21 protein-coding genes are annotated in these 22628 nt (G+C 60.2%); 9 read left to right on the top strand and 12 right to left on the bottom strand.

Annotated elements, in window-relative coordinates:
• The first annotated feature begins 30 nt into the window (after nt 1–30).
• The gene (locus BTE54_RS23025) at nt 31–927 is read left to right on the top strand and encodes a branched-chain amino acid ABC transporter permease (protein ID WP_078054086.1); all 897 of its coding nucleotides are present in this window, start codon (nt 31–33) and stop codon (nt 925–927) included.
• Nucleotides 928–1038: 111 nt separating this feature from the next.
• On the opposite strand, the gene BTE54_RS23020 is transcribed toward BTE54_RS23025, so the two are convergent.
• From BTE54_RS23020 to BTE54_RS23000, 5 genes are all read right to left on the bottom strand, one after another.
• Complete coding sequence (locus BTE54_RS23020) at nt 1039–1494, bottom strand: molybdenum cofactor biosynthesis protein MoaE (RefSeq protein ID WP_078054085.1); 456 nt, start codon at nt 1492–1494, stop codon at nt 1039–1041.
• Between the two features lie 4 nt (nt 1495–1498).
• On the bottom strand, nt 1499–1753 hold the full coding sequence (gene moaD, locus BTE54_RS23015; protein ID WP_078054084.1) for a molybdopterin converting factor subunit 1: 255 nt from the start codon (nt 1751–1753) through the stop codon (nt 1499–1501).
• Nucleotides 1753–2340 carry a CDP-diacylglycerol--glycerol-3-phosphate 3-phosphatidyltransferase gene (gene pgsA, locus BTE54_RS23010; protein WP_003520759.1) on the bottom strand — a complete coding sequence of 196 codons (588 nt, stop codon included), beginning with the start codon at nt 2338–2340 and terminating at the stop codon, nt 1753–1755. The genes moaD and pgsA overlap by 1 nt, the downstream gene beginning before the upstream one ends.
• A gap of 102 nt (nt 2341–2442) precedes the next feature.
• Nucleotides 2443–4494 (bottom strand): excinuclease ABC subunit UvrC, encoded by a 2052-nt coding sequence (uvrC, locus tag BTE54_RS23005; RefSeq protein ID WP_198939212.1) that lies wholly within the window; start codon nt 4492–4494, stop codon nt 2443–2445.
• Nucleotides 4491–5279, bottom strand: a complete 789-nt coding sequence (locus BTE54_RS23000; protein ID WP_078054083.1) for an SDR family oxidoreductase — start codon at nt 5277–5279, stop codon at nt 4491–4493. Before BTE54_RS23000 ends, uvrC begins: the two co-directional genes overlap by 4 nt.
• Before the next feature lie 349 nt (nt 5280–5628).
• Between BTE54_RS23000 and BTE54_RS22995 the strand changes: the two genes are divergently transcribed.
• Complete coding sequence (locus tag BTE54_RS22995; RefSeq protein ID WP_035261664.1) at nt 5629–6285, top strand: outer membrane protein; 657 nt, start codon at nt 5629–5631, stop codon at nt 6283–6285.
• Nucleotides 6286–6401: 116 nt separating this feature from the next.
• Here the strand turns inward: BTE54_RS22995 and BTE54_RS22990 are convergent, their stop codons facing one another.
• Both BTE54_RS22990 and BTE54_RS22985 read right to left on the bottom strand, forming a co-directional pair.
• Nucleotides 6402–6998, bottom strand: a complete 597-nt coding sequence (locus BTE54_RS22990; RefSeq protein WP_078054082.1) for a glutathione S-transferase — start codon at nt 6996–6998, stop codon at nt 6402–6404.
• A 112-nt stretch (nt 6999–7110) separates the two neighbouring features.
• Nucleotides 7111–7884 carry a ribonuclease gene (locus tag BTE54_RS22985; protein ID WP_078054081.1) on the bottom strand — a complete coding sequence of 258 codons (774 nt, stop codon included), beginning with the start codon at nt 7882–7884 and terminating at the stop codon, nt 7111–7113.
• A gap of 207 nt (nt 7885–8091) precedes the next feature.
• Between BTE54_RS22985 and BTE54_RS22980 the strand changes: the two genes are divergently transcribed.
• Nucleotides 8092–9039 carry a lysylphosphatidylglycerol synthase domain-containing protein gene (locus tag BTE54_RS22980; RefSeq protein WP_065654066.1) on the top strand — a complete coding sequence of 316 codons (948 nt, stop codon included), beginning with the start codon at nt 8092–8094 and terminating at the stop codon, nt 9037–9039.
• A gap of 5 nt (nt 9040–9044) precedes the next feature.
• Here BTE54_RS22980 and BTE54_RS22975 read toward each other — a convergent pair whose 3' ends face one another.
• Nucleotides 9045–9908 carry a 23S rRNA (adenine(2030)-N(6))-methyltransferase RlmJ gene (locus tag BTE54_RS22975; protein WP_078054080.1) on the bottom strand — a complete coding sequence of 288 codons (864 nt, stop codon included), beginning with the start codon at nt 9906–9908 and terminating at the stop codon, nt 9045–9047.
• 41 nt (nt 9909–9949) lie between these two features.
• On the opposite strand from BTE54_RS22975, the gene BTE54_RS22970 reads away from it, so the two are divergent.
• Nucleotides 9950–12172, top strand: a complete 2223-nt coding sequence (locus BTE54_RS22970; RefSeq protein ID WP_198939211.1) for a molybdopterin oxidoreductase family protein — start codon at nt 9950–9952, stop codon at nt 12170–12172.
• 55 nt (nt 12173–12227) lie between these two features.
• Nucleotides 12228–12845, top strand: coding sequence for an NUDIX domain-containing protein (locus BTE54_RS22965; protein WP_078054079.1), 618 nt, complete (start codon nt 12228–12230; stop codon nt 12843–12845).
• A 57-nt stretch (nt 12846–12902) separates the two neighbouring features.
• Here BTE54_RS22965 and BTE54_RS22960 read toward each other — a convergent pair whose 3' ends face one another.
• The 4 genes from BTE54_RS22960 to BTE54_RS22945 form a co-directional block, all read right to left on the bottom strand.
• A complete protein-coding gene (locus BTE54_RS22960) occupies nt 12903–13838 on the bottom strand; it encodes an omptin family outer membrane protease (protein WP_078054078.1) in 936 nt (311 codons plus the stop codon).
• 131 nt (nt 13839–13969) lie between these two features.
• On the bottom strand, nt 13970–14644 hold the full coding sequence (purN, locus tag BTE54_RS22955; protein WP_078054077.1) for a phosphoribosylglycinamide formyltransferase: 675 nt from the start codon (nt 14642–14644) through the stop codon (nt 13970–13972).
• The gene (gene purM / locus BTE54_RS22950) at nt 14641–15714 is read right to left on the bottom strand and encodes a phosphoribosylformylglycinamidine cyclo-ligase (protein ID WP_078054076.1); all 1074 of its coding nucleotides are present in this window, start codon (nt 15712–15714) and stop codon (nt 14641–14643) included. Before purM ends, purN begins: the two co-directional genes overlap by 4 nt.
• Nucleotides 15715–15837: 123 nt before the next feature.
• Entirely contained in the window at nt 15838–16632 is a 795-nt protein-coding gene (locus BTE54_RS22945) for a class I SAM-dependent methyltransferase (protein WP_078054075.1), read from the bottom strand.
• 243 nt (nt 16633–16875) lie between these two features.
• Here BTE54_RS22945 and BTE54_RS22940 point away from each other — a divergent pair, with 243 nt between their 5' ends.
• Genes BTE54_RS22940 through ppx form a run of 4 tightly spaced genes read left to right on the top strand, consistent with a single transcriptional unit; the run spans nt 16876 to nt 22584 of the window.
• Nucleotides 16876–18033: an AI-2E family transporter gene (locus BTE54_RS22940; protein WP_078054074.1), complete on the top strand. Its 1158-nt coding sequence runs from the start codon at nt 16876–16878 to the stop codon at nt 18031–18033.
• A 2-nt stretch (nt 18034–18035) separates the two neighbouring features.
• A complete protein-coding gene (gene hdaA / locus BTE54_RS22935; protein WP_065654057.1) occupies nt 18036–18764 on the top strand; it encodes a DnaA regulatory inactivator HdaA in 729 nt (242 codons plus the stop codon).
• 53 nt (nt 18765–18817) lie between these two features.
• Nucleotides 18818–21064, top strand: coding sequence for an RNA degradosome polyphosphate kinase (locus tag BTE54_RS22930; protein ID WP_233282659.1), 2247 nt, complete (start codon nt 18818–18820; stop codon nt 21062–21064).
• Nucleotides 21061–22584: an exopolyphosphatase gene (ppx, locus tag BTE54_RS22925; protein ID WP_003520777.1), complete on the top strand. Its 1524-nt coding sequence runs from the start codon at nt 21061–21063 to the stop codon at nt 22582–22584. Before BTE54_RS22930 ends, ppx begins: the two co-directional genes overlap by 4 nt.
• Nucleotides 22585–22628: the final 44 nt, after the last annotated feature.

Raw genomic sequence — 22628 nt, 5'->3', positions numbered from 1 at the left:
AACAGTTATAATCATGGCGGGAGGACACGCTTGGCCTATTTCCTGCAACAATTGCTAAATGCCGTGCCGGTCGCCTCGCTTTATGCGGTTCTGGCCTTTGGTTATGCCATCGCCTTTTCGGTCACCAAACGCGCCGATGTCACCTATGGCGCCATATTCGCCTTTGCCGGCCAGACCTGCCTGTTATTTGCGGATTTCGGCTGGAACCGGCTGTGGCTGGTTCTGCCGGCAACATTGGCGCTCGGGGCAGGGGCGGGCCTGTTCGGCGGGCTGTGGGCGGCGGGTTTTGTCGGCCGGGCGGTGATGCGGCCGCTGGCGAAAGCCTCTCCCAATGCCGTGACCGTCGCCGCCGTCGGCGTGCTGATCGCGCTGACCGAAAGCGCGAGGCTGGCCGCCGACACAAGGCAATTATGGCTGCCGCCGCTTCTGTCTCAGCCGGTGCGCTTCTGGGCCGATGGCGGCTTTGCCGTGACCCTGACGCCGATGCAGATGCTGAACACGGCGGCCTTCTGCCTGCTCATTCTCGCAGGGTCGTTTTATCTTGGCCATTCTGCTTTCGGCAGGCGCTGGAAATCGGTCTCGGACGATGCTTTCGCCGCCGCATTATGCGGGGTGAATGCGGGCCGGATATTTCTCGTCTCGTATTGTGCAGCAGGCCTCGTCGCCGCCATCGCCGGCGTGCTGGCCACATTCTATTACGGCACCATGGATTTCGGCGCTGGTCTGGTCTTTGGCCTGAAGGTGGTGCTGATTTCGGCGGCGGGCGGTTATGCCAGTCCGCTCATCTGCGGCCTTGGGGCCGCCGCCGTCGGCTTTGCGGAAACTTTCTGGGTCGGTTACGGACCCGCCGCCTGGCGCGATGCGGTGGTTCTGGCGATGCTGGTCGGCTGGCTGATTGTCATGCGTAGCAGGGTGGAAGCGCCCTGAGTATGGCCCCTAGAGCGCTTTCGCGTTTCTTCGAATGGCGAAAGCGCTCCAACTCTTTGTTCCGTCGCATTTCCGGACGGAAAACCGGGCTCCACTTTTCCTGGAAATGCTCTATCGCCACTTGTCCTTGGCCGCGTCGTCGGTTGTTTTTGCCGCAACCCAGTCGCCCGCCGAGCCATCCTTGCCATGTTCCTTTTTCCAGAACGGGGCGGATGTCTTGAGATAATCCATCACGAAATTGGCGCCATCGAAGGCGGCCTGTCGATGCGATGAAGCTGCGATGACGAGCACGATGTTTTCGCCGGTGGCGATCTTGCCGTGGCGGTGGATGGCGGTGAGGCCGAGAAGGCCGAAACGCTCCATGGCAAGTCTGGCGATGCGGGTTATTTCCGCCTCCGCCATGCCGGGATAGTGTTCAAGCTCCAGCGCCGCAAGCGTGCCGCCATCATCCCGACAGAGCCCGGTGAAGGCCACGACCGCGCCGATGCTCCTGTCCCCTTCCGTCAGCCGGCGGGTTTCCTCCGCAGCGTCGAAATCCTCTGCCTGCACGCGGACCGTCGGCTGCATCCGCTCATCCCCCCGTCATCGGCGGGAAAATGCCGATCTCGCGCGCGCCGAGGATGCTTTCATCATGCTCGACATGCTCCTGATTGACGGCGACGCGGATCACATTGGGAAACTCGAAGGCAGCTTCGTAATTCTCGCCGCGCGTCGCAAGCCAGGCGATCAGCTCGCCGGCGGTGGTGACGGAGGAGGGGATGTCCAGCTCTTCTTCATCCGTGCCGATCTTCTCGCGAACCCAGGCGAAATAAACGATCCGTGTCATCAGTCTTCGTCCACGATGTGCTTCAGGCCGGCCTTGAAGTAATCATAGCCGGTATACATGGTCAGCGCCGCCGCGATCCACAGCAGGGTAATGCCCATTTCGGTCGTGTAGGGCAGAACCTTGTCGCCCGCAGGACCCGCGAGCAGGAAGGCGATGGCGACCATCTGGATGGTGGTCTTCCATTTGGCGATGCGGGTGACGGGAACGCTGACCTTCAGCGCCGCCAGATATTCGCGCAGGCCCGAGACCAGAATTTCGCGGCAGAGAATGGTGATGGCCGCCCAGAGCGACCAGCCGGCAATGGTGCCATCCGCCGCCATCAGAAGCAGGACGGAGGCGACCAGCAGCTTGTCAGCGATCGGGTCCAGCATGCGGCCGATATTCGACGTCTGGTTCCAGATACGCGCGAGATAACCATCGAGGAAATCGGTCAGCGAGGCGATGATGAATAGCCACAATGCCGTCCAGCGCGCGAAATCCGAGCTTTCCAGTTTCCCTTCGATGTAAAAGCACAAAACGATGACAGGAACCGCGAGGATGCGGCCATAGGTGAGGAGGTTGGGAATGCTGTATGCGCGCGAAGCCATGGGAAACCTGTCAGTCTAAGATTAGCTGCCTTGATGCCGCCGCCAGGGCATAGCGTCAACATGTATTATGTTTTTTTAGCAGTTCGCCACGACGGCGCGGCGTCAATCGCCGCCGCTCTCGTGGAAGTGATTGTAGATTTGCCGCGCAACCGTCTCCGAAATGCCGCTGACAGCCATCAGGTCGTTGAGGCCGGCGCGGGAAACCGCCTTGGCCGTGCCGAAATGCTGCAGCAGGGAGCGCTTGCGGCCCGGACCGATTCCCGAGATTTCGTCGAGCGGATTGCGCACCATTTCCTTCTTGCGCCGCGCCCGGTGAGAGCCGATGGCGAAGCGGTGCGCTTCGTCGCGCATGCGCTGAATGAAATAGAGCACGGGATCACGCGGCGGCAGCGAAAAATCGCTGCGCCCATCCGCAAAGAAGCGTTCGCGGCCCGCCTCGCGGTCCACGCCCTTGGCGACGCCGATGGCGGTCACACAGTCGCGAATGCCGAGTTCGTCGAGAATGGCCCGTACCGCCGTCATCTGGCCCTGGCCGCCATCGATCAGGATCACATCGGGCCAGGCGGGGAAGGGCATATCGGCGGCTTCCTCCGGCGTCGGCGTCTGCGTTTGCCCACGGTCGGGCTTTCCCTCTTCCTTCAACAGACGCGAGAAGCGACGGGTCATCACCTCGCGCATCATGCCGAAGTCGTCACCGGGGGTGATGTCGGTAGATTTGATGTTGAACTTGCGGTACTGGTTCTTCACGAAACCTTCCGGCCCCGCCACCACCATGCCGCCCACGGCATTGGTGCCCATGATATGGGAGTTATCGTAAATCTCGATCCGGCGCGGCACATAAGAAAGACCGAAGGTTTCCGCAAAACCCTTCAGCAGCCGCGCCTGAGACGAGGTTTCCGCCAGCTTGCGGCCATGCGCCTCTCGGGCATTGGCAAGCACATGGTCGGTGATGTCCTTCTTCTCGCCACGCTGCGGCACGCTGATTGTCACCTTGTGCCCGGCCTTTTCGCCGAGTGCTGCGGCCAGCAGCTCCTGCTCCTCCACCGTTTCGGAAAGCAGGATTTGCTTAGGCACCGGCTTGTCGTCATAAAACTGCGCCAGGAATGCATTGAGGATTTCCGAGCCGGGCAGCGAAGGGTCGGCCTTCGGGAAATAGGCGCGGTTGCCCCAGTTCTGCCCGGTGCGGAAAAAGAACACCTGAATGCAGGAGATGCCGCCTTCATGGTGGATGGCGAAGACATCCGCCTCCTCGATGCCGGCGGGGTTGATGCCCTGATGGCTCTGGACATGCGACAGTGCGGCCAGCCGGTCGCGATAGACGGCGGCGCGCTCGAAATCGAGGTCCTCGGCCGCCTCGTTCATCTGCCGCGCAATCGCGGTCTTGACGCTCTGGCTCTTGCCGGACAGGAAATCCTTGGCTTCCTTGACGAGTTCTTCATACCCCTGATCGCTGATCTCATGCGTGCAGGGGCCGGAACAGCGCTTGATCTGGTAAAGAAGACAGGGACGCGTGCGGGTTTCGAACACGCTGTCGGTGCAGGTGCGGATCAAAAAGGCGCGTTGCAGAGAATTGATGGTGCGGCCGACTGCGCCGGCCGACGCAAAGGGGCCGAAATAATCGCCCTTGCGCGCCCGCGCTCCACGGTGTTTGAAAATCGCCGGCGCGCGGTTGTCTGCGGTAATGAGAATATAGGGAAAAGACTTGTCGTCGCGCAAAAGCACATTAAAGCGCGGCCGCAAGCGCTTGATGAGATTCGCTTCCAGTAGAAGCGCCTCTGTTTCCGTGCGGGTGGTGACGAATTCCATATGGGCGGTCAGCCGCACCATCTGGGCAATGCGGTTGGAATGCACGCGGCCCTGCGCGTAATTGCCGACACGCTTCTTCAACGAGCGCGCCTTGCCGACGTAAAGCACGTCGCCCGCCTCGTTGAACATGCGATAGACGCCCGGCGCATTCGGCAGGTGTTTGACGAATTCGCCGATCAGATCCATGCCCTTCAGGCCGGATTCGTTTTTCCATCCCGCATTCCAGTCCATGCCGGCGACGTCGCGCGAAGCCTCGGCCGTTTCCGTCGCGGCAAGGCTTGCATCGTCATCTTCGTCGTCGGTGTCATCGAAGAGAATACCGCCATCAGGCAGCTTCTTTCCGTTCATTCATTTATCTCCGCCACGTCAGGGGTTTCCCAGCCAAGATGCTGGCCGCCGTCGAGCGCGATCATTTGTCCGGTGACCGACGGCGTGTCGTAAAGAAAGCGAATCGTCCGGCCGAACTCATCCGGTGCGGGACCACGCTTTAATATAAGGCCATCGATCTGCGCCTGAAAGTCCTCGGGCGCCTGTCTTTCGCTTTTGAAGGTGGGACCCGGCCCAATGGCGTTGACCCGCACACGCGGCGCAAAGCTTTGCGCCATCGTCCGCGTGGCCGTCCAGAGCGCCGATTTCGAAAGCGTATAGGAATAAAACCGTGGCGTGAGCGCAAGCACGCGCTGGTCGATGATATTGACGATCAGCCCGGATTTATCGGCAGGCAGTTGCTCGACAAAGGCGGCGGCGATGAGGGAGGGCGCCCGCACATGCACGGCGAAATGTGCGTCGAAGATCGCCGGATCGGGCTTGTCCGCCGAGTCGTCGAGAAAAACCGACGCATTGTTGATAACGACGCCGATAGGCCCCAGTGCTGACGCAGCCTGTTCGATGAGCCCCGAGGCAGGGCCGGATTGTGTCAGATCCGCCTGAACGGCTACGGCCTTGCCACCTTTCTGCCTTATTTCGTTAGCGAATTCCTCGGCGCTGGCCATGGATGCATTGGCATGGACGGCGATGGCGAAGCCATGGGCGGCCAGATCGGTGGCGATTGCCCGCCCCAGCCGCCGGGCGGCTCCCGTTATCAAGACTGTCTTTTGTATATTTTCTTTCACGGCTGACCTGCATTTGCTCATATCCGTCCTATTTGCTGGATATAAATGCAAATCGCAAGCTGTCCATCGGCCCCAAAAGAATTGGGCGATTTTTTATTCACAATGCAATTTCGGTTTAATTTGAATATAACTAAGTTTAAAGGCAATCTATTGCTGGTTAGGCTTCTGTTAGGGTTAATAAACCCCTTGTGGCAATTAGGCAACGTCTAATTCTAGTCACGTCGCCGCCCCAAACAATTCACATTTTGGCTCTTTGATCTCCGCATTCTCCTATCAAATTCAGTTTCCAGAGGGGCGATTAACCCGACGAGTTTACACCGCGTCTGAGAACAATGTTTTGAGTACAGAGCGGTCCTGAAAGGAGAATAGCATGCGTATTTTCGTAGCAACCCTTATGGCTTCGACCATGGCAGCCGCCGGCTTTTCGGCTGCTCACGCCGCTGACGCCGTAAACGAAGTGCCGCAGGCACCGGTTTCCTACGACCAGCCCGCGCCGGTCAAGGATTGGTCCGGTGCGTACCTCGGTGGTACGGTCAACTACGATTGGGGCCGTTTCAGCTCCAGCAACGACGGTCGTGACGCCAAGGGCGCTGGCGGCGGTCTCTACGGCGGTTACAACTGGCAGAACGGCCAGCTGGTTTACGGTGCGGAAGCAGACGTCAACCTCGGTGACGAGCGCGGTTCCGCCGGTACGGTCGCAGGTCGCGCCGTCGAAGGCAAGCAGGGCGTCAACGGCTCGCTGCGTGGCCGCGTCGGTTACGACATGAACCCGTTCCTGCTCTACGGTACGGCCGGTCTTGCTGTTTCCGACAACAAGGTTCGTGACGGCGTCAACAAGGACAGCGCCACGGCTCTCGGATACACGGTTGGTGCCGGTGTTGAAGCCATGGTTACAGACAACATCACCGCTCGTCTGGAATATCGCTACAGCGACTACCAGAAGAAGGACTACACGCTCGGCAACGACGCCTTTTCGCGTGGTTATGATGACCACTCCGTCAAGGCCGGTATCGGCGTCAAGTTCTGATCCCTCAAGGATCGCTATTGGAAAAGCCGGGGTTTTGCCCCGGCTTTTTTGTTTTTCGCTCTTAAGCGTCGGCATGAGTGCCCGGCCTTCCGGCCAGGCGTCCTTCTGCATCCCACTCAGGCGGCGGCCTTCATTTCCGCATAGGCTTCGAAACGCTTGCCGAAGGTTTCCGGCCAGCCGGCCAGCGCATCGCGCCCTTCGGCCCATTCGCCGGCGAAACGCAGGTCGAGATAACCGATCATCGCGGCAAGGGCGAAATGGCCGCCATGCAGCTTCTTGCCGGTTTTCGGCAGGTTGGTGTTGAGATAATCAAGCCCGCGGACCACCTTGCTCCACTGCTTGTCGATCCAGGGCTGGTGGATCTTTTCTTCCGGGCGGAAACGGCGCTCGTAAACGATGGCGAGCAGGCAATCCATGATGCCGTCGCACAGCGCTTCGAGAATTTCCACATCCGTGCGCTTGCCGTTCTTTTTCGGGTAGAGCTTGCCGCCCGAAAGACGGTCGAGATAATGCATGATCGCCACGCTGTCATAGACCGAGCCGCCTTCATCCAGAAGCAGGACCGGAATCTTGCCGAGCGGATTGTTGTCCATCAGCGTTGCGGGCTCGGCACTGGTGTCGACACGCACGGAGGTAATGTCGATGCCGAGATGGCGCGCGGCCATACGGACCTTGGCGGAGTAGGGGGAGGCGGGCGAGTAGAGCAGTTCCATGGTCGTGTCCTGTGGGTTGTCGTCTGGGGACTGGAATAGTCAATAAAGCTGCATAGCGGTTTTATGTCTGGAAAATGTGTAGAAGAGTGCAATCGAGAGCATTCGATGCGCTCTAGCGAATGGGGATGATTTCCGTGGCGTTGGCGCGGCAGCCCTTGCGGTCAAGCTCGGGGCAGTCGCGGAATGTCATGTCCCTGTTGAGGCAGATGCGCACTTCCTCAAGGCGCCTGCCGTCGCAGCTGATGGAGATGCCGCGTTTCGACAGGCCGGGATTGGCGTCGGTGAAGGCGGTTTCTATGGCGTCGGCGGAGAGAGTGGCGGCTTCGGCGCCGGAGGCGATCTTTCCCGGCAGCCGGATGGCTTCGAAGGCGGCCCGTGTCGCCGAGAAATAGTCCCTCTGCGACAGGCCGGAGCAGGAGCCGTGCTTGCGCCACTGGTGGCCGATCAGGCCCATGGACGGCATGATATCGAACATGGTGCGGCCGATCGCGTCCGGAACACGGTCGGGCTCACCGCTCTGGCAGAATTCAGGATAACCGTTTTCGTTCTGCGGCCACAGCCCGTGCACCACGAAACCGTAACGTCTGTCGCTGCCGCATTGCTGGCGGTTGCCCGAGCCTTCGGAACTGGCGCAGAATGCCGGTGACCAGGAGAGCGACAGCACGTAAAAATCGAATCCGCTTCCGCGGGACGCAGGGTTCTTGCCCGTCTCCTGTCGGGAAACGTCGCGCCCTGGAGCGTCCGGCCGGGAGTTGCCGACGGTCTGCGATTGGGATTGTGTCTGCCGGTTGCCGGCGGGGCTGGTCGGAGCCGGATTTTCCCGCGCGAACCACAATGCGCCGAGCGACAGAAGGCCCAGGGCGATGAAACCGGCATAACGCTTCATTCCGTGTACGTTCTCCGGAAAGTGGACGACCTCACATCGCCGGCGGGCGACGATCCGGTCTTACATCAACTTGTGAACGGGGCAAACCGCCAATCTTTGATGAAAAGGTTGAAAGCTTTGCCGCATAACGAATAAAGTTGAACGAATCTTCCGCAAAGACGGAACAGGGCTGGGGTGAGGCTGGAGGAAATAGGCGGGCATGACCGCATGAAATTCAAGAAATATATCTGGCCCGTCGTTGGCTTCGCGACGATCGGTTTTTCCGCCTGGTTGCTCTTTCACGAATTGCGCGGCCTGTCGCTCGATGATCTCTGGGACAGTCTGAAAGCCATTCGCGTGCGGGACTGGCTGTGTTCGGGCCTTGCTACCCTGCTGGCCTATGCCGCGCTCGCCGGTTACGACCGCATCGCGTTGCAGCATCTTGGCCGCAAAGTGAACTGGTTCTTCATCACGCTCACCTCTTTCACTACCTATGCGCTGTCCCACAATGTCGGGGCCTCGGTATTCTCCGGCGCCGTGGTGCGATATAGGGCCTATACGTCCAAGGGGCTGAGTGTGGCGGAAGTGGGCGTGCTTGTCGGCCTCTGCTCCTTCACTTTCCTCATCGGCACGATCATGCTCATCGGGCTGGTGCTGCTTTACGAGCCTGACATCACCGAACGGTTTACCGGCATTCTGCCCGTCGAAGCCTCCACCACCACAGGTGTGGTGCTGCTTCTTTTCGTCGGTCTTTATATTCTTGGCAGCCTGCTAAGGCTGAAGCCCCTGAAAATCGGTTCCTTCGTGCTGCCATACCCCGCGCCGAAGCTTGTTGCGCAGCAACTCGTCATCGGCCCGATCGAACTGATCGGCGCGGCGGGCATCATCTATTTTGCGCTGCCGGAAGCCGGAAATCCTGGTTATATGGTCATTCTCGGCATATTTCTGGTTTCCTTCTCGGCGGCGCTCATCTCGCACGCGCCGGGAGGTCTGGGGGTGCTGGAACTGGTCTTCGTCACCGGCCTGCCGGACATGAACCCGGCGGATGTCATCGCGGCGCTTCTGGTCTTCCGGCTGTTCTACCTCATCATTCCCTTCATCATGGCCCTGTTCGTGATCCTGTTCTTCGAACGGTCACAGCTGGCGCAGGCGCAGAGGCGGGAAGGGCTGAGATAGCCCTTTCAAATCTCTTCCGATTTTTCCTCGCCGCGCAGCCAGAAGGCGCGCTGCGAGGCGAACCTGTCCTGCGCCAGCATTGTCTTCAGGTAGGGCAGCAGCGTATGCAACTCGTCCTTTAGCGTATAAGGCGGATTGACGATGATGAGGCCGGAGCCGCTCAGGCCATCCAGCCGGTCGCTTCTGACGGAAAGCTCCGCGCACAGCATCTTCGGAATGTCGAAGGATTGCAGCCGCTCGTGGAAGTCCTTGATAGGAGCGCCTTTCTTCAAGGGATACCACAGGCAATAGGTGCCGGTGGAAAAACGCCGATAGGCCTTGTTCAAGCCATCGGCCAGACGCTGATATTCATTCTCAAGCTCGAAAGGCGGATCGACGAGGATCAGGCCACGCTTTTCCTTCGGCGGCAGATGCGCGCCGAGCGACAGCCAGCCATCCAGCTCGGTAACTCGCACCTGATAGTCCCCCTCGAAGAGGCGCGCGAGCGCCCGGCTGTCATCTGGGTGCAGTTCCATGGCCGAAAGCCGGTCCTGCGGGCGAAACAGCATGCGCGCTAGTTTCGGTGAGCCGGGATAGAATTTCACGCCACCTTCCGGATTGAGCTCCTTCACGGCGTCAAGATAAGGCTCCAGCAGTTCGGCGATGGGGGCGGGCAGATCGGCCTCCATCAGCTTGCCGATGCCGGTCTGCCATTCGCCGGTCTTCTGCGCCTCTTCCGAGGTCAGGTCGTAAAGCCCGATGCCGGCATGGGTGTCCAGCACGCGAAAGGCCTTGTCCTTGTTCTGCAGGTAACGCACGAGGCGGGCGAGAACGGCATGTTTGAGGACATCCGCGAAATTGCCGGCGTGATAGATGTGGCGGTAGTTCATGGATGTGTCTCGCTTGCCGTTTATCCGGATGAATGGTCAGGATGAATATTCTTGATGGACGTCACTTCGGCCTTTTTGCCGCATCGTTGATGCAATATACAAAAGACATGAACGTTGCGACCCCGATTTCCGCTGAAAAAGCCGCCCCGAAGTCCGAAGTCCGTATCGGACACACGGTCTGCCCGCATGACTGTCCGAGCGCCTGCGCGCTCGAGGTCGACATCAATGCGGATGGCCGCATCGGCCGCGTGCGCGGGGCTAACGCCAATACGTACACCGCCGGCGTGATCTGCGCCAAGGTGGCGCGTTACTCCGAGCGCATCTATCATCCCGGCCGTCTTCTCACCCCGAAGCGTCGCAAGGGTGCGAAGGGCGCGGGCGACTGGCAGGAAATCTCCTGGGAAGCGGCTCTGGACGAGGTGGCGGACGCTTTTGTCAAGGCCGAGGCGCGGCATGGTACTGAGGCCATCTGGCCCTATTTCTATGCCGGCACCATGGGGCAGGTGCAGCGCGATTCCATCGAGCGGCTGCGCCACGCCAAGAAATATTCCGGCTTTTTCGGCTCGATCTGCACCAACATGGCCTGGACCGGTTATGTGATGGGCACCGGCGCACTGCGCGGCCCGGATCCGCGCGAGATCGCCAAGGCCGATGTCGTCGTCATCTGGGGCACCAACGCGGTCGCCACACAGGTCAATGTCATGACCCATGCGGTGAAAGCCCGCAAGGAACGCGGTGCGAAGATCGTCGTCGTCGATATCTACGACAATCCGACTATGAAGCAGGCGGATATGCGCCTCGTCGTCCGCCCCGGCACGGATGCCGCACTTGCCTGCGCCGTCATGCACATCGCCTTCCGCGACGGTTACGCCGACCGTGATTATATGGCGCGCTTCGCCGACGATCCGGCCGGGCTCGAGGCGCATCTGAAGACGAAGACACCGCAATGGGCATCCGAAATCACCGGCCTTTCCGTCGACGAAATCGAGGATTTCGCAAGGCTGGTCGGCGCCACCAAGAAGACCTTCTTCCGGCTCGGATATGGTTTTGCCCGCCAGCGCAACGGCGCGGTCGCCATGCATGCGGCGCTTTCCATCGCCACGGTTCTCGGCTCCTGGCAATATGAGGGCGGCGGCGCGTTCCACAACAATGGCGATATCTTCCGGCTGAACAAAGCGGAGCTGATGGGCAGTTCTTACGCCGACCCTGAGGTGCGCCAGCTCGACCAGTCGCAGATCGGCCGGGTGCTGACAGGGGACGCCGAGGCGCTGCGCCACGGCGGTCCGGTGACGGCCTTGCTCATCCAGAACACCAATCCCGTCAATGTCGCCCCCGAGCAGCGGCTGGTGAAACAGGGTTTCCTGCGCGACGATCTCTTCGTCGCCGTGCATGAGCAGTTCATGACCGAAACGGCCGATGTGGCCGATATCGTGCTGCCCGCCACCATGTTCCTCGAACATGACGATATCTACCGCGCCGGCGGCCAGAACCACATTCTGCTGGGGCCCAAACTGGTGGAGCCGCCGGAAATGGTGCGCACCAATCTCTTCGTCATCGAGGAGCTGGCAAAACGCCTCGGCGTCGACCATATGCCGGGCTTCGGCCTTTCGGCCCGCGACCATGTCGACCGTATGCTCAAAGTCAGCGGCTGGGGCGATTTCGACACGCTGGCTGAAGAAAAGTGGATCGATGCGCAGCCGTCCTTCGAGGTGGCGCATTATCTCGAAGGATTCGGTTACGGCGATGGCAAATTCCGTTTCAGCCCCGAATGGGCGACTGGACCGTCTCCGAACAAGCCGCCGAAAAATATCGGTGTGATGGGGCCTGTTGCACAATTTCCGAAATTCCCGGATCAGGTCGACGTCATCGAAACCGTGGACGGTGACCATCCCTTCCGGCTGGCGACATCGCCGGCGCGCAACTTCCTGAACTCCACCTTCGCGGAAACGAAGACTTCCGTGCAGAAGGAAGGCCGTCCGGAATTGATGATCTGTCCCGAGGATGCGAGCGGCAACGGCATCGCCGATGGCGACATTGTCCGCATCGGCAATGCGCGCGGCGAAGTGCGCCTCCATGCGAAAATCGTGGAGGGTGCAAGACCGGGTGTGCTGATCGCCGAAGGGCTGTGGCCAAACAGGGCGCATCTGGATGGCGAAGGCATCAATGTGCTGACCGGCGCCGATGCCGTCGCCCCCTATGGCGGTGCGGCTTTTCACGACAACAAGGTGTGGCTCCGCCGCGATGACGAGGTCCGCGAGGCTTGATATTGCGCCGCAACACGGGCAGGCTGAAATTCCACGACAGGCAAGGACATATCCGGTGACACAGACGCAGGCGAAAAACATTCCGGCTGACACGGATGCGGGCAGAATCCGGCTGGTGGAAAAAGAAACCGTCTGGAAGGGCTTCGTGCATATGCAGAAGCTCGTTTTCGACCAGCGCATGCCGGATGGCAAAACCATCCGTATCGTCCGGGAAGTCCACGACCATGGCAGCGCCGCCGCCATTCTTCTTTATGACCCGAAGCGCGACAGCGTGGTGATGGTGCGCCAGTTCCGCCCCGCCGCCTTCGTGAACGGCGATCAAAGCTTCATGATCGAGGTACCGGCGGGGCTTCTCGACGACGACGACGCAGCCGTCGCCATCCGCCGTGAGGCAATGGAAGAATCCGGTTACGCTGTTGAGAAGGTCGAGTATCTCTTCGACATGTATGCAAGCCCCGGCACGCTGACGGAGAAAGTCAGCCTCTTCGTCGCCCGCATTGATCTTGACGTGCAGGCCGGCAGCGGCGGCGGACTGGAGGACGAAGGCGAGGATCTGGAGGTTCTGACCTACGGGCTGGACGAAGCCTTCGCGATGATCGCATCGGGTGAAATCACCGATTCCAAGACGATCATTCTGCTGCAATGGGCGATGTTGAATCGCGCCCGGCTTTGAGGGCAGGGTTATTCGAGCGCATCTGGTAAACTCGTAATTCGAGTGAAACTGTCGATACTAGAAGCGTCCTCTCACACCCATCCCCACGAAAATCGACTGCAAGTCACCGCCGCCGGCATTCTTTTCCGATGACAGGTTTCCGGCGCCTGCGCCGCTGTAATGTGTATCTCCGCGCCCGAGGCTGGTATAGTCATATGCGCCGTCGAGATAGATCGAGGCATTCTCGGTCAGGTCATAGGCGACGCCGGCCTTCACTCCGAACATGCCGGCGACGTCGAATTTGTCGGTGAAGCGCATGTCACGCAGCCAGTGATCGTCGGTCGCCTTGCCATAGACCATGGCGCCGCCTTCGAGGCCCAGATTGAGCGACCAGTTGCCGAACCTCTGGCCGCCCGTCAGGTTGCCGTAGAAAACCGGGATTTGCTGGCGATAGGTGATCCCCTTGAGGCCATCTTTGAATTTGCCGGAGAAATCGCGGCGGGAGAAAACGCTGTAAACGGCGTTGCCGCCATAAGCCGACCATTGAACATCCGTATAACGAAAACCGACGCCGGCGCTGAGATATTGCTGCGGATCGTCCAGCAACATGCGATTGAGTTCGAGGCTTCCCGAAAAATAATGGTCGAGCCGCGTGTCGTCATGCTGGGAACGGTGGCTCCAATTGTCCTTCGAGCTATCTCTGGAAAAAGGCCAAACCCAGTCATAGTCGGTCATGTAGCCGTCGCCCTCGAAGCCGACGCTGCCTTCCGCCTTCACGCGCCAGCCGGGCGCAAGTTCAAGCCCGAGCGAGCCGCGCAATGCCACGGCGTTTTTGGTTTCCCATTCGAGTTCGCTCAGCTTGCGCCCACCGATATGGACGGTTTCCGTCGCGCGGAGATTGAGAACGCCGGCATCAACTGAGGCTGTAATGCCACTTTGCTCAGCCGTGACAGGCAGGCTGGCGCCCGCCAGCAGAACAACTGAAAGCGGCAGGGAAAATCTCGACAATGGCATAATCGCTCCTGAATGACCGGAGGGCCCGAAATAAGGGCCGTTGCGGGCATTAAAGATGATTATGGTAAACGATCGGTTTATTTTCCAAAAAATACCATTATGAGTGTTTTTGTACTTTAGTTATAGCTTTATCAGGAGGTGGAGATCAGTTTGGAATACTCAGTTTTACTTTCGCCATCCGTGGAGACCGCCTTGCCATCTTCCATTCGAACCTTGCCTTCGGCAAGCCGCTTCAGGGTAAGCGGGTAGAGCTGATGCTCGACTGTCAGGATCCGCGACGCCAGAGTTTCGGCCGTATCGCCGGAAATGACCGGCACCGCACCCTGCGCGATGGTCGGACCTTCATCCATGCCTTCGGTGACGAAATGCACGGTGCAGCCGGAAATCTTCATGCCGCTGTCAATGGCGCGCTGATGGGTGTTGAGGCCGGGGAAAAGCGGCAGCAGGGAAGGGTGGATATTGATGATGCGCCCTTCATAGGGAGCAATGAAATCCCCCGATATCAACCGCATGTAACCGGCGAGACAAATGATATCGGGCGCGATTTCGCCAAGTGCGGCCAGAATGGCGCCCTCATGCTCGGCCTTGCTGGCATAGGTCTTGCGCTCGAAGACCAGCGTGGGAATGCCCATGCCCCGTGCCTTTTCCAGCCCGCCCGCAGACGCCTTGTCCGAGATGACGCAGACGATTTCCGCCGGAAAATCCGCCGCCTGACAGGCCTTGGCCAGCGACACCATGTTGGAGCCGCTGCCGGAAATGAAAACGACGACGCGTTTGCGGCCGGACGGGAAGGCGGCGCTCATCATAGGCCGAGAGCGCCCTTATAGATGGTGCCATGCGCGCCTTCTTCGCGGGCGACCATGCGGCCGAGCGGGAAGACGGTCTCGCCTTCGGCGGTCAGAACCTCGGTGACCTTTTCGGCATTTTCAGCCGAAACGACGACGATCATGCCGACGCCGCAATTGAAGGTGCGCAGCATTTCCTTCGCTTCGACGCCGCCGGTTTTCGCCAGCCATGAGAAGACGGCGGGAACCTTGATCGCGTCGAGATCGATTTCGGCAGCGAGATGCTTGGGCAGAACGCGCGGAATATTCTCCGGGAAACCGCCGCCGGTAATATGCGCCAGGGCCTTCAGCGCGCCGGTCTCGCGGATCGCCTTCAAAAGCGGCTTCACATAGATGCGGGTCGGCGTCAGCAGCGCTTCGCCGAGCTTCTTGCCATCCGCGAAGGGGGCAGGCGCGCTCCAGTCGAGACCGGAGATCGACACGATCTTGCGCACCAGCGAAAAGCCGTTGGAGTGAACGCCGGAAGAGGAGAGGCCGAGAATGACGTCGCCTTCGGAAATATCGCCGGCCGGCAGAAGCTGGCCGCGTTCGGCCGCACCCACGGCAAAGCCCGCGAGATCGTAATCACCATCGGAATACATGCCGGGCATTTCAGCGGTTTCGCCGCCGATCAGCGCACAGCCGGATTCGCGGCAGCCGGCGGCAATGCCGGAAACGATGGCCGCACCCTGGTCCGGATCCAGCTTGCCGGTCGCGAAATAATCGAGGAAGAACAGCGGTTCTGCGCCCTGGACGACGAGATCGTTGACGCACATGGCGACGAGATCGATGCCGACGGTGTCGTGATAGTCAGCATCGATGGCGATCTTCAGCTTGGTGCCGACGCCGTCATTGGCGGCCACCAGAACCGGATCGGTGAAGCCTGCGGCTTTCAGATCGAACAGGCCGCCGAAGCCGCCGATTTCGCCATCCGCGCCGGGACGCCGCGTCGAGCGCACCGCCGGTTTGATCTTTTCGACCATCAGGTTGCCGGCGTCGATATCCACACCTGCATCACTATAGGTAAGACCGTTCTTGCCCGACTGGCTCATGGCTCTCGTCTCCGCTGGTTCCTTTGGCGTCGCCATTCGCACGGGACGGGGCCTGATGCAAGGGTTTGAGTGGCAAAAGCTCCGGTTTTTAACGGCTTTGGCGGGGCTGGCCGGATTGGGAGCTTACGATGGCTGCGGCGCGGCGCGACAGACGAGATTGAGCAGGCCGTCATTGGACGTATCGGAATTTTCCTCTATCGGCCGTCCGTTCTCGCCATAACGCGCGGCGATCTCAAAGCCCGCCGCTTCCAGCTGGCGGGTCTGGGCGGCAAGGTCGATGAAATAAAACAGGCCGCTCCAGCGATGCGCCTGATCCGCGAGAATGGCATATTCCGGCGTCCGCCGTGTCGAAGGTTGCAGTCGCAGATAGTTGATCCAGCTTTGCGGATGCAGCGAATTCACCACCTCGCGCGGGTGCCAGGAGCGGCGGTGCAGCGGCATGCCGCCGGCCCGCTTCCATCGCCGGTTATGAAAAGAAAAGATGAAGTACCCGCCCGGTGACAGAATGCTTCGCACGGCGTGGATGATGGCAAGCCGGTCCTCATGGTCGAAGGCGCTCAGAATCGCGAGCGCGCCCAGCACGCAATCGAAACGTTCCGCACCGAACTGGCCGATCGCCCGCACATCCATGTCGATAAACGTGGCGGCTGGAAAATTGCGCCGCGCCAGCGCAAGCATCGGCTGCGAACGGTCGATGCCGATATAGTCTCCCACCAGCGGCAGAAGCGGCTTCGTCGTTCGGCCGGTGCCGACGCCGAGGTCAAGCAGCCGCTTGCCCGCATAGGCATGGCGGAACTGGTCGAGAATGATGCGTTCGGCCGGGTAAAGCTGCTGGTTGTCATACCATTCGGCAACTTCGGGATTATCGAAGAGACCGGCATTATATTCCGCGATGCCATTGTCATTGGTGCTCTGCATCGTGCCCCCCGGCCGCCGGAGATGAAGGAGCGCCGCTGGCCCGCCCGGCAATATTTGATAGTTGTCTAATATTTACCGTCGGTCAACCTGCCGTTGCGAGGGGTTGGCCGGAAATGAGGGATTTTGCCGCTGTGCGGGCAGTCTCCTTCTGCCCACGCGCGAAAGCGCCGGTCTTGACCATGTGCATGTACGCATCCTATCTCCATCACGGGCGGTGACGGTGCGGCGATAAAGGATGAACGGATGCAACCCCATGTAAGCGGTACGAGCCTGCGCCGGCAGGTGTTTTTCTGGATCGGCGTGCTTGCCGTCTTTGTCCTTTTCCTGATGGTCTTCAGCTCCATTCTCCTGCCTTTCGTGGCGGGCATGGCGCTTGCCTATTTTCTCGATCCGGTTGCCGACTGGCTGGAACGGCGCGGCCTGAGCCGATTGATGGCGACCGTCGTCATCCTCGTCTCCTTTGTGCTGATCTTTGCGCTGTCGCTCATCATCATCATCCCGCTGATCGCCGCTCAGGCCTCGGAATTCATCACGCGCATCCCGCAATATATCTCGTCATTGCAGCAGCTGATTGCCGGCGCCGACACCAATCTCCTGCCGGATTGGGTCAGCAGCCAGATCGACGCCGTGAAGGAGAATTTTTCAAAGCTTTTGACCGAAGGTGCCGGTTTCATCGGCACGTTGCTGACGCAGATATGGAATTCCGGCAAATCGCTGGTCGATGTCATGTCGCTGCTGGTCGTTACGCCCGTGGTCGCCTTCTATCTGCTGCTCGACTGGGACCGGATGATCGACAAGGTCGATAGCTGGATACCGCGCGACTATGTCCATACCGTCCGGCAGATCGCCCGCGACATGGACAAGACCATTGCCGGTTTCGTGCGCGGGCAGGGGTCGCTCTGCATCATTCTCGGCGTTTATTATGCCGTCGGCCTGTCGCTGGTGGGTTTGAATTTCGGTCTGCTGATCGGCCTTTTCTCAGGCCTCATCAGCTTCATTCCCTATATCGGCTCCATGGTCGGCCTCATCCTTGCCGTCGGCGTCGCCATCGTGCAGTTCTGGCCGGATTACATCTATGTGTTTCTGACGCTCGTTGTGTTCTTTTCCGGTCAGTTCATAGAAGGCAACATCCTGCAGCCGAAACTTGTCGGCAAAAGCGTCGGCCTGCATCCGGTCTGGCTGATGTTCGCCCTTTTCGCCTTCGGTGCGCTTTTCGGTTTCGTCGGGCTTCTCGTCGCGGTGCCGGCTGCGGCGGCGGTCGGCGTGCTTGTCCGCTTCGCCTTGTCGCGGTATCTTGAAAGCGATCTTTACCACGGGCATGCCGCCAACCTTCCCTGGGACACAAACCCTGCCCTGGAAGAAGGGGAAGCGTCCTCCGGCAAGGTTGACTCTCAGAGCTGACGATGACTGACCAAATCAAAACCGACAACGCCCGGTCGAAGGCCGAGCAGCTGCCGCTCGCATTCTCGCACCAGTCCGCTTCCGGCAGGGATGATCTCCTCGTCTCCGCCTCGCTTGCGGCTGCCGTCAGCCTCATCGATGAATGGCCGAACTGGCGCTCGCCCGTCGTCGTGCTGGCCGGGCCGCCGGGTTCGGGAAAATCGCATCTCGCCAATATCTGGAAAAATATCAGCGACGCGCGCGACATTCACCCCCAGACGGGCTCGGATGCTGCGCGCGCGGCCGAAACGGGGCCTGTTCTTTTCGAGGACGCCGACCGGCGCGGTTTTAACGAAACGGAACTCTTCCATGTCATCAACAGCGTACGCCAGCACGGCACCACGCTTTTGATGACGAGCCGGCAATGGCCGGCCGCATGGCCCGTGACGCTGCCCGATCTGCGCTCGCGCCTCAAAGCCGTAACGGTGGTGGAAACCGGCGAGCCGGACGAGGGGCTTTTGGCGCAGGTGCTGGTGAAACTCTTCGCCGACAGGCAGCTTTACATGGATGACAAACTCATAGGTTACATCGTCAATAGAATGGAGCGTTCGCTCGATACGGCCCAGACGATCGTGGACCGTATCGACCGGCTGGCGCTTTCGCGTGGAACGAGAATTACACGTCCTCTGGTGGCGGAGGTCCTCAATGCGATGGACAACGCAGCGGCGGGCAGCGGACTGGACGTCGATTGACTGTCACAGTTCCGTCGTCAAACTGTTATACGGGCAAGAAGGACGATCGCGCGATGCAGCAGGATCACGGGACGGAAATCGGTCAGGGGATGGAACAGGGAATGGACGCTATCGCGCAGGAAGACTTCAACAAGGTTCAGCCGGTGACCGAAGGCGAGAGCCTGTGGGACAGCCCGGCGCGTTTCATCAACCGCGAATTCTCCTGGCTCCAGTTCAACCGCCGCGTTCTCGAAGAAACGCTGAACACGGATCATCCGCTGCTGGAGCGGCTGCGTTTCCTCTCCATCTCGGCCGCCAACCTCGATGAATTCTTCATGGTCCGCGTCGCCGGCCTGGAAGGGCAGGTGCGCCAGAAGATCACCGTCAAGACGCCGGACGGCAAGACACCGGCCGAGCAGCTCGAAGATATTCTGAAGGAAATCGACAATCTGCAGATGGAGCAGCAGGCATCGCTCGCCGTTCTGCAACAATATCTCGCCAAGGAAGAAATTTTCATCGTGCGGCCGGCCGCACTTTCGGATGCGGACCGCACCTGGCTGGAAACGGAGTTCGAGGAACGCATGTTCCCCGTTTTGACGCCGCTCTCCATCGACCCGGCGCACCCGTTCCCCTTCATTCCCAATCTCGGCTTTTCCATGGGCCTGCAGCTCGACAGCGTCAACGGCCGCGAGCCGATGACGGCGCTGTTGCGCCTGCCGCCCGCGCTCGACCGTTTCGTGCGCCTGCCTGACGAAAAGAACGCCATCCGCTACATCACCCTTGAAGATGTGGTCGGCCTGTTCATCCACCGGCTCTATCCCGGTTACACCGTGCGCGGTTCCGGTACGTTCCGCATCATCCGCGACAGCGATATCGAGGTGGAGGAAGAGGCGGAAGACCTGGTCCGTTTCTTCGAGAGCGCGCTGAAGCGCCGCCGCCGGGGTTCCGTTATCCGCATCGAGACTGACAGCGAAATGCCGCAGTCGCTGCGCCAGTTCGTCGTGCATGAGCTTGGCGTGCCTGATAATCGTGTTGCCGTTCTGCCCGGTCTTCTCGCGCTCAACACCATCTCCGAAATCGTCCGCGCGCCGCGCGACGACCTGAAATTCGAACCATACAACGCCCGTTTCCCCGAGCGCGTGCGCGAACATGCCGGCGATTGCCTCGCCGCCATCCGCGAAAAGGACATGGTGGTTCACCACCCCTATGAAAGCTTCGACGTGGTCGTGCAGTTCCTGCTGCAGGCCGCGCGCGATCCCGAAGTGCTCGCCATCAAGCAGACGCTCTACCGCACCTCCAATGACAGCCCGATCGTTCGTGCGCTGATCGATGCGGCCGAAGCCGGTAAATCCGTCACCGCGCTGGTCGAACTGAAGGCGCGTTTCGATGAAGAGGCGAATATCCGCTGGGCGCGCGATCTGGAGCGCGCCGGCGTGCAGGTCGTCTTCGGCTTCATCGAACTCAAGACCCACGCCAAGATGTCGATGGTTGTGCGCCGCGAGGACGGCAAGCTCAGAACCTATTGCCATCTCGGCACCGGCAACTATCACCCGATCACCGCCAAGATCTATACCGACCTGTCCTTCTTCACCTGCAACCCGAAGATCGCCCATGACATGGCGAATATCTTCAACTTCATCACGGGTTACGGCGAACCGGAAGAGGGCATGAAGCTGGCCGTTTCGCCCTATACGTTGCGCGCCCGCATCGTAAAGCACATCAACGAAGAGATCGAACATGCCAAGCGCGGCGCGCCGGCGGCGATCTGGATGAAGATGAATTCGCTGGTCGATCCTGAAATCATCGATACGCTCTACCGCGCCAGCGCGGCGGGCGTGGAGGTCGATCTCGTCGTGCGCGGCATCTGCTGCCTGCGCCCGCAGGTGCCCGGTCTGTCGGATAATATCCGCGTTAAATCCATCGTCGGCCGCTTCCTCGAACACAGCCGCATCTTCTGCTTTGGCAATGGTTTCGGCCTGCCGTCGGACAAGGCGCTGGTCTATATCGGCTCGGCCGACATGATGCCGCGCAACCTTGATCGGCGCGTGGAAACGCTGGTTCCGCTCACCAATCCCACCGTGCATGAGCAGGTTCTTTCACAGATTATGCTTGGCAATCTCATTGACAACCAGCAGAGCTACGAGATACTTGCGGACGGAACGTCGAGGCGCATCGAGGTGCGTAAAGGCGAAGAACCGTTCAACGCGCAGCACTATTTCATGACCAATCCCAGCCTTTCCGGACGTGGTGAAGCCTTGAAATCCAGTGCGCCCAAATTGATTGCCGGGTTGATTTCGTCCCGCAAGAAACAGGCTGAATGACTCGATCAGAAGCACAGGGGCGGCTGACCGGCCTTGCCCCCGTTTCCGTCATAGATATTGGTTCGAACTCCGTTCGTCTCGTCGTATATGAAGGTCTTTCCCGCGCGCCTGCGGTGCTGTTCAATGAAAAGGTCCTGTGTGGCCTCGGCAAGGGACTGGCGCTGACGGGCCGTATGCATGAGGAAGGCGTCAGCCGGGCGCTGATGGCGCTTCGGCGTTTCCATGTCCTTTCCGAGCAGGCGCAGGCGCAGAAGCTCTATGTGCTGGCGACGGCTGCGGCGCGTGAGGCGGAAAACGGCCCGGATTTCATCCGCGAGGCAGAAGCCATTCTCGGCTGCGAGATCGAGGTACTGTCAGGCGAAAAGGAAGCGCTTTATTCCGCCTATGGCGTGATCAGCGGTTTCCATGATCCAGACGGCATCGCCGGCGATTTGGGCGGCGGTTCGCTCGAGCTCATCGACATCAAGGGCAAGAGCTGCGGCGAGGGCATCACCCTGCCGCTCGGCGGCCTGCGGCTGTCGGAGCAGTCGGACGGCTCGCTGGAAAAAGCGGCGACGATTGCCAGAAAACACGTCAAATCCTTCGCCAAGCTTCTGGCGGCGGGTGAGGGGCGCACCTTTTACGCGGTGGGCGGCACCTGGCGAAACATCGCCAAGCTGCATATGGAGATATCGGGCTATCCGCTGCATATGATGCAGGGCTATGAATTGCCGCTGGAGGAAATGCTGAATTTTCTCGAGGAGGTCATCGTCTCCCGGGATAGCAAGGACCCGGCCTGGCAAGCGGTCTCCAAGAACCGCCGCTCGCTTCTGCCCTTCGGCGCCATCGCCATGCGCGAAGTTCTGAAAATGATGAAGCCGGCCAGAATCGCCTTTTCGGCGCAGGGCGTGCGCGAAGGTTATCTCTATTCGCTGCTGACGGAAGAGGAGCGGGATTCCGATCCGCTGCTGGTTGCCGCCGATGAACTTGCCATTCTGCGCGCCCGCTCGCCGGAACATGCGCGCGAACTGGCGGACTGGAGCGGCCGCACCTTCCCGGTCTTCGGCGTTGATGAGACCGAAGAGGAGAGCCGTTACCGGCAGGCGGCCTGCCTTCTCGCCGATATCAGCTGGCGCGCCCATCCCGATTATCGCGGATTGCAGGCGCTCAACATCATCGCCCATTCCTCCTTCGTGGCGATCACCCATCCCGGCCGCGCCTATATTGCACTCGCCAATTATTATCGCTTCGAAGGTCTGAACGACAACGGTACCACGCAGCCGCTCGCCGCCATGGCGGGTGACCGGTTGCAGGAGCTTGGTAAATTGCTCGGCGGCCTGCTGCGCGTCGTCTATCTCTTCTCGGCTTCAATGCCGGGCGTCGTCGACCACCTCAAATTCCGCAAATCCGGCAATCCCGATCTCGATCTGGAATTCGTCGTGCCGCACGATTATTGCGATTTCGCCGGCGAGCGGCTGGACGGGCGTTTGCAGCAACTGGCGAAGCTGACGGGCAAGCGGCTGGCATTCGTGTTCGAATAACGAACGGCGCGTTTCTGTTTCGCGACAGGACGGTTCTTGCGTCC

This window comes from Agrobacterium sp. YIC 4121, from assembly GCF_002008205.1.
GTDB lineage: Bacteria > Pseudomonadota > Alphaproteobacteria > Rhizobiales > Rhizobiaceae > Agrobacterium > Agrobacterium leguminum.
The sequence above is the reverse complement of the archived record's forward strand: the minus strand, read 5'-3'. Positions and strand labels throughout refer to the sequence as shown.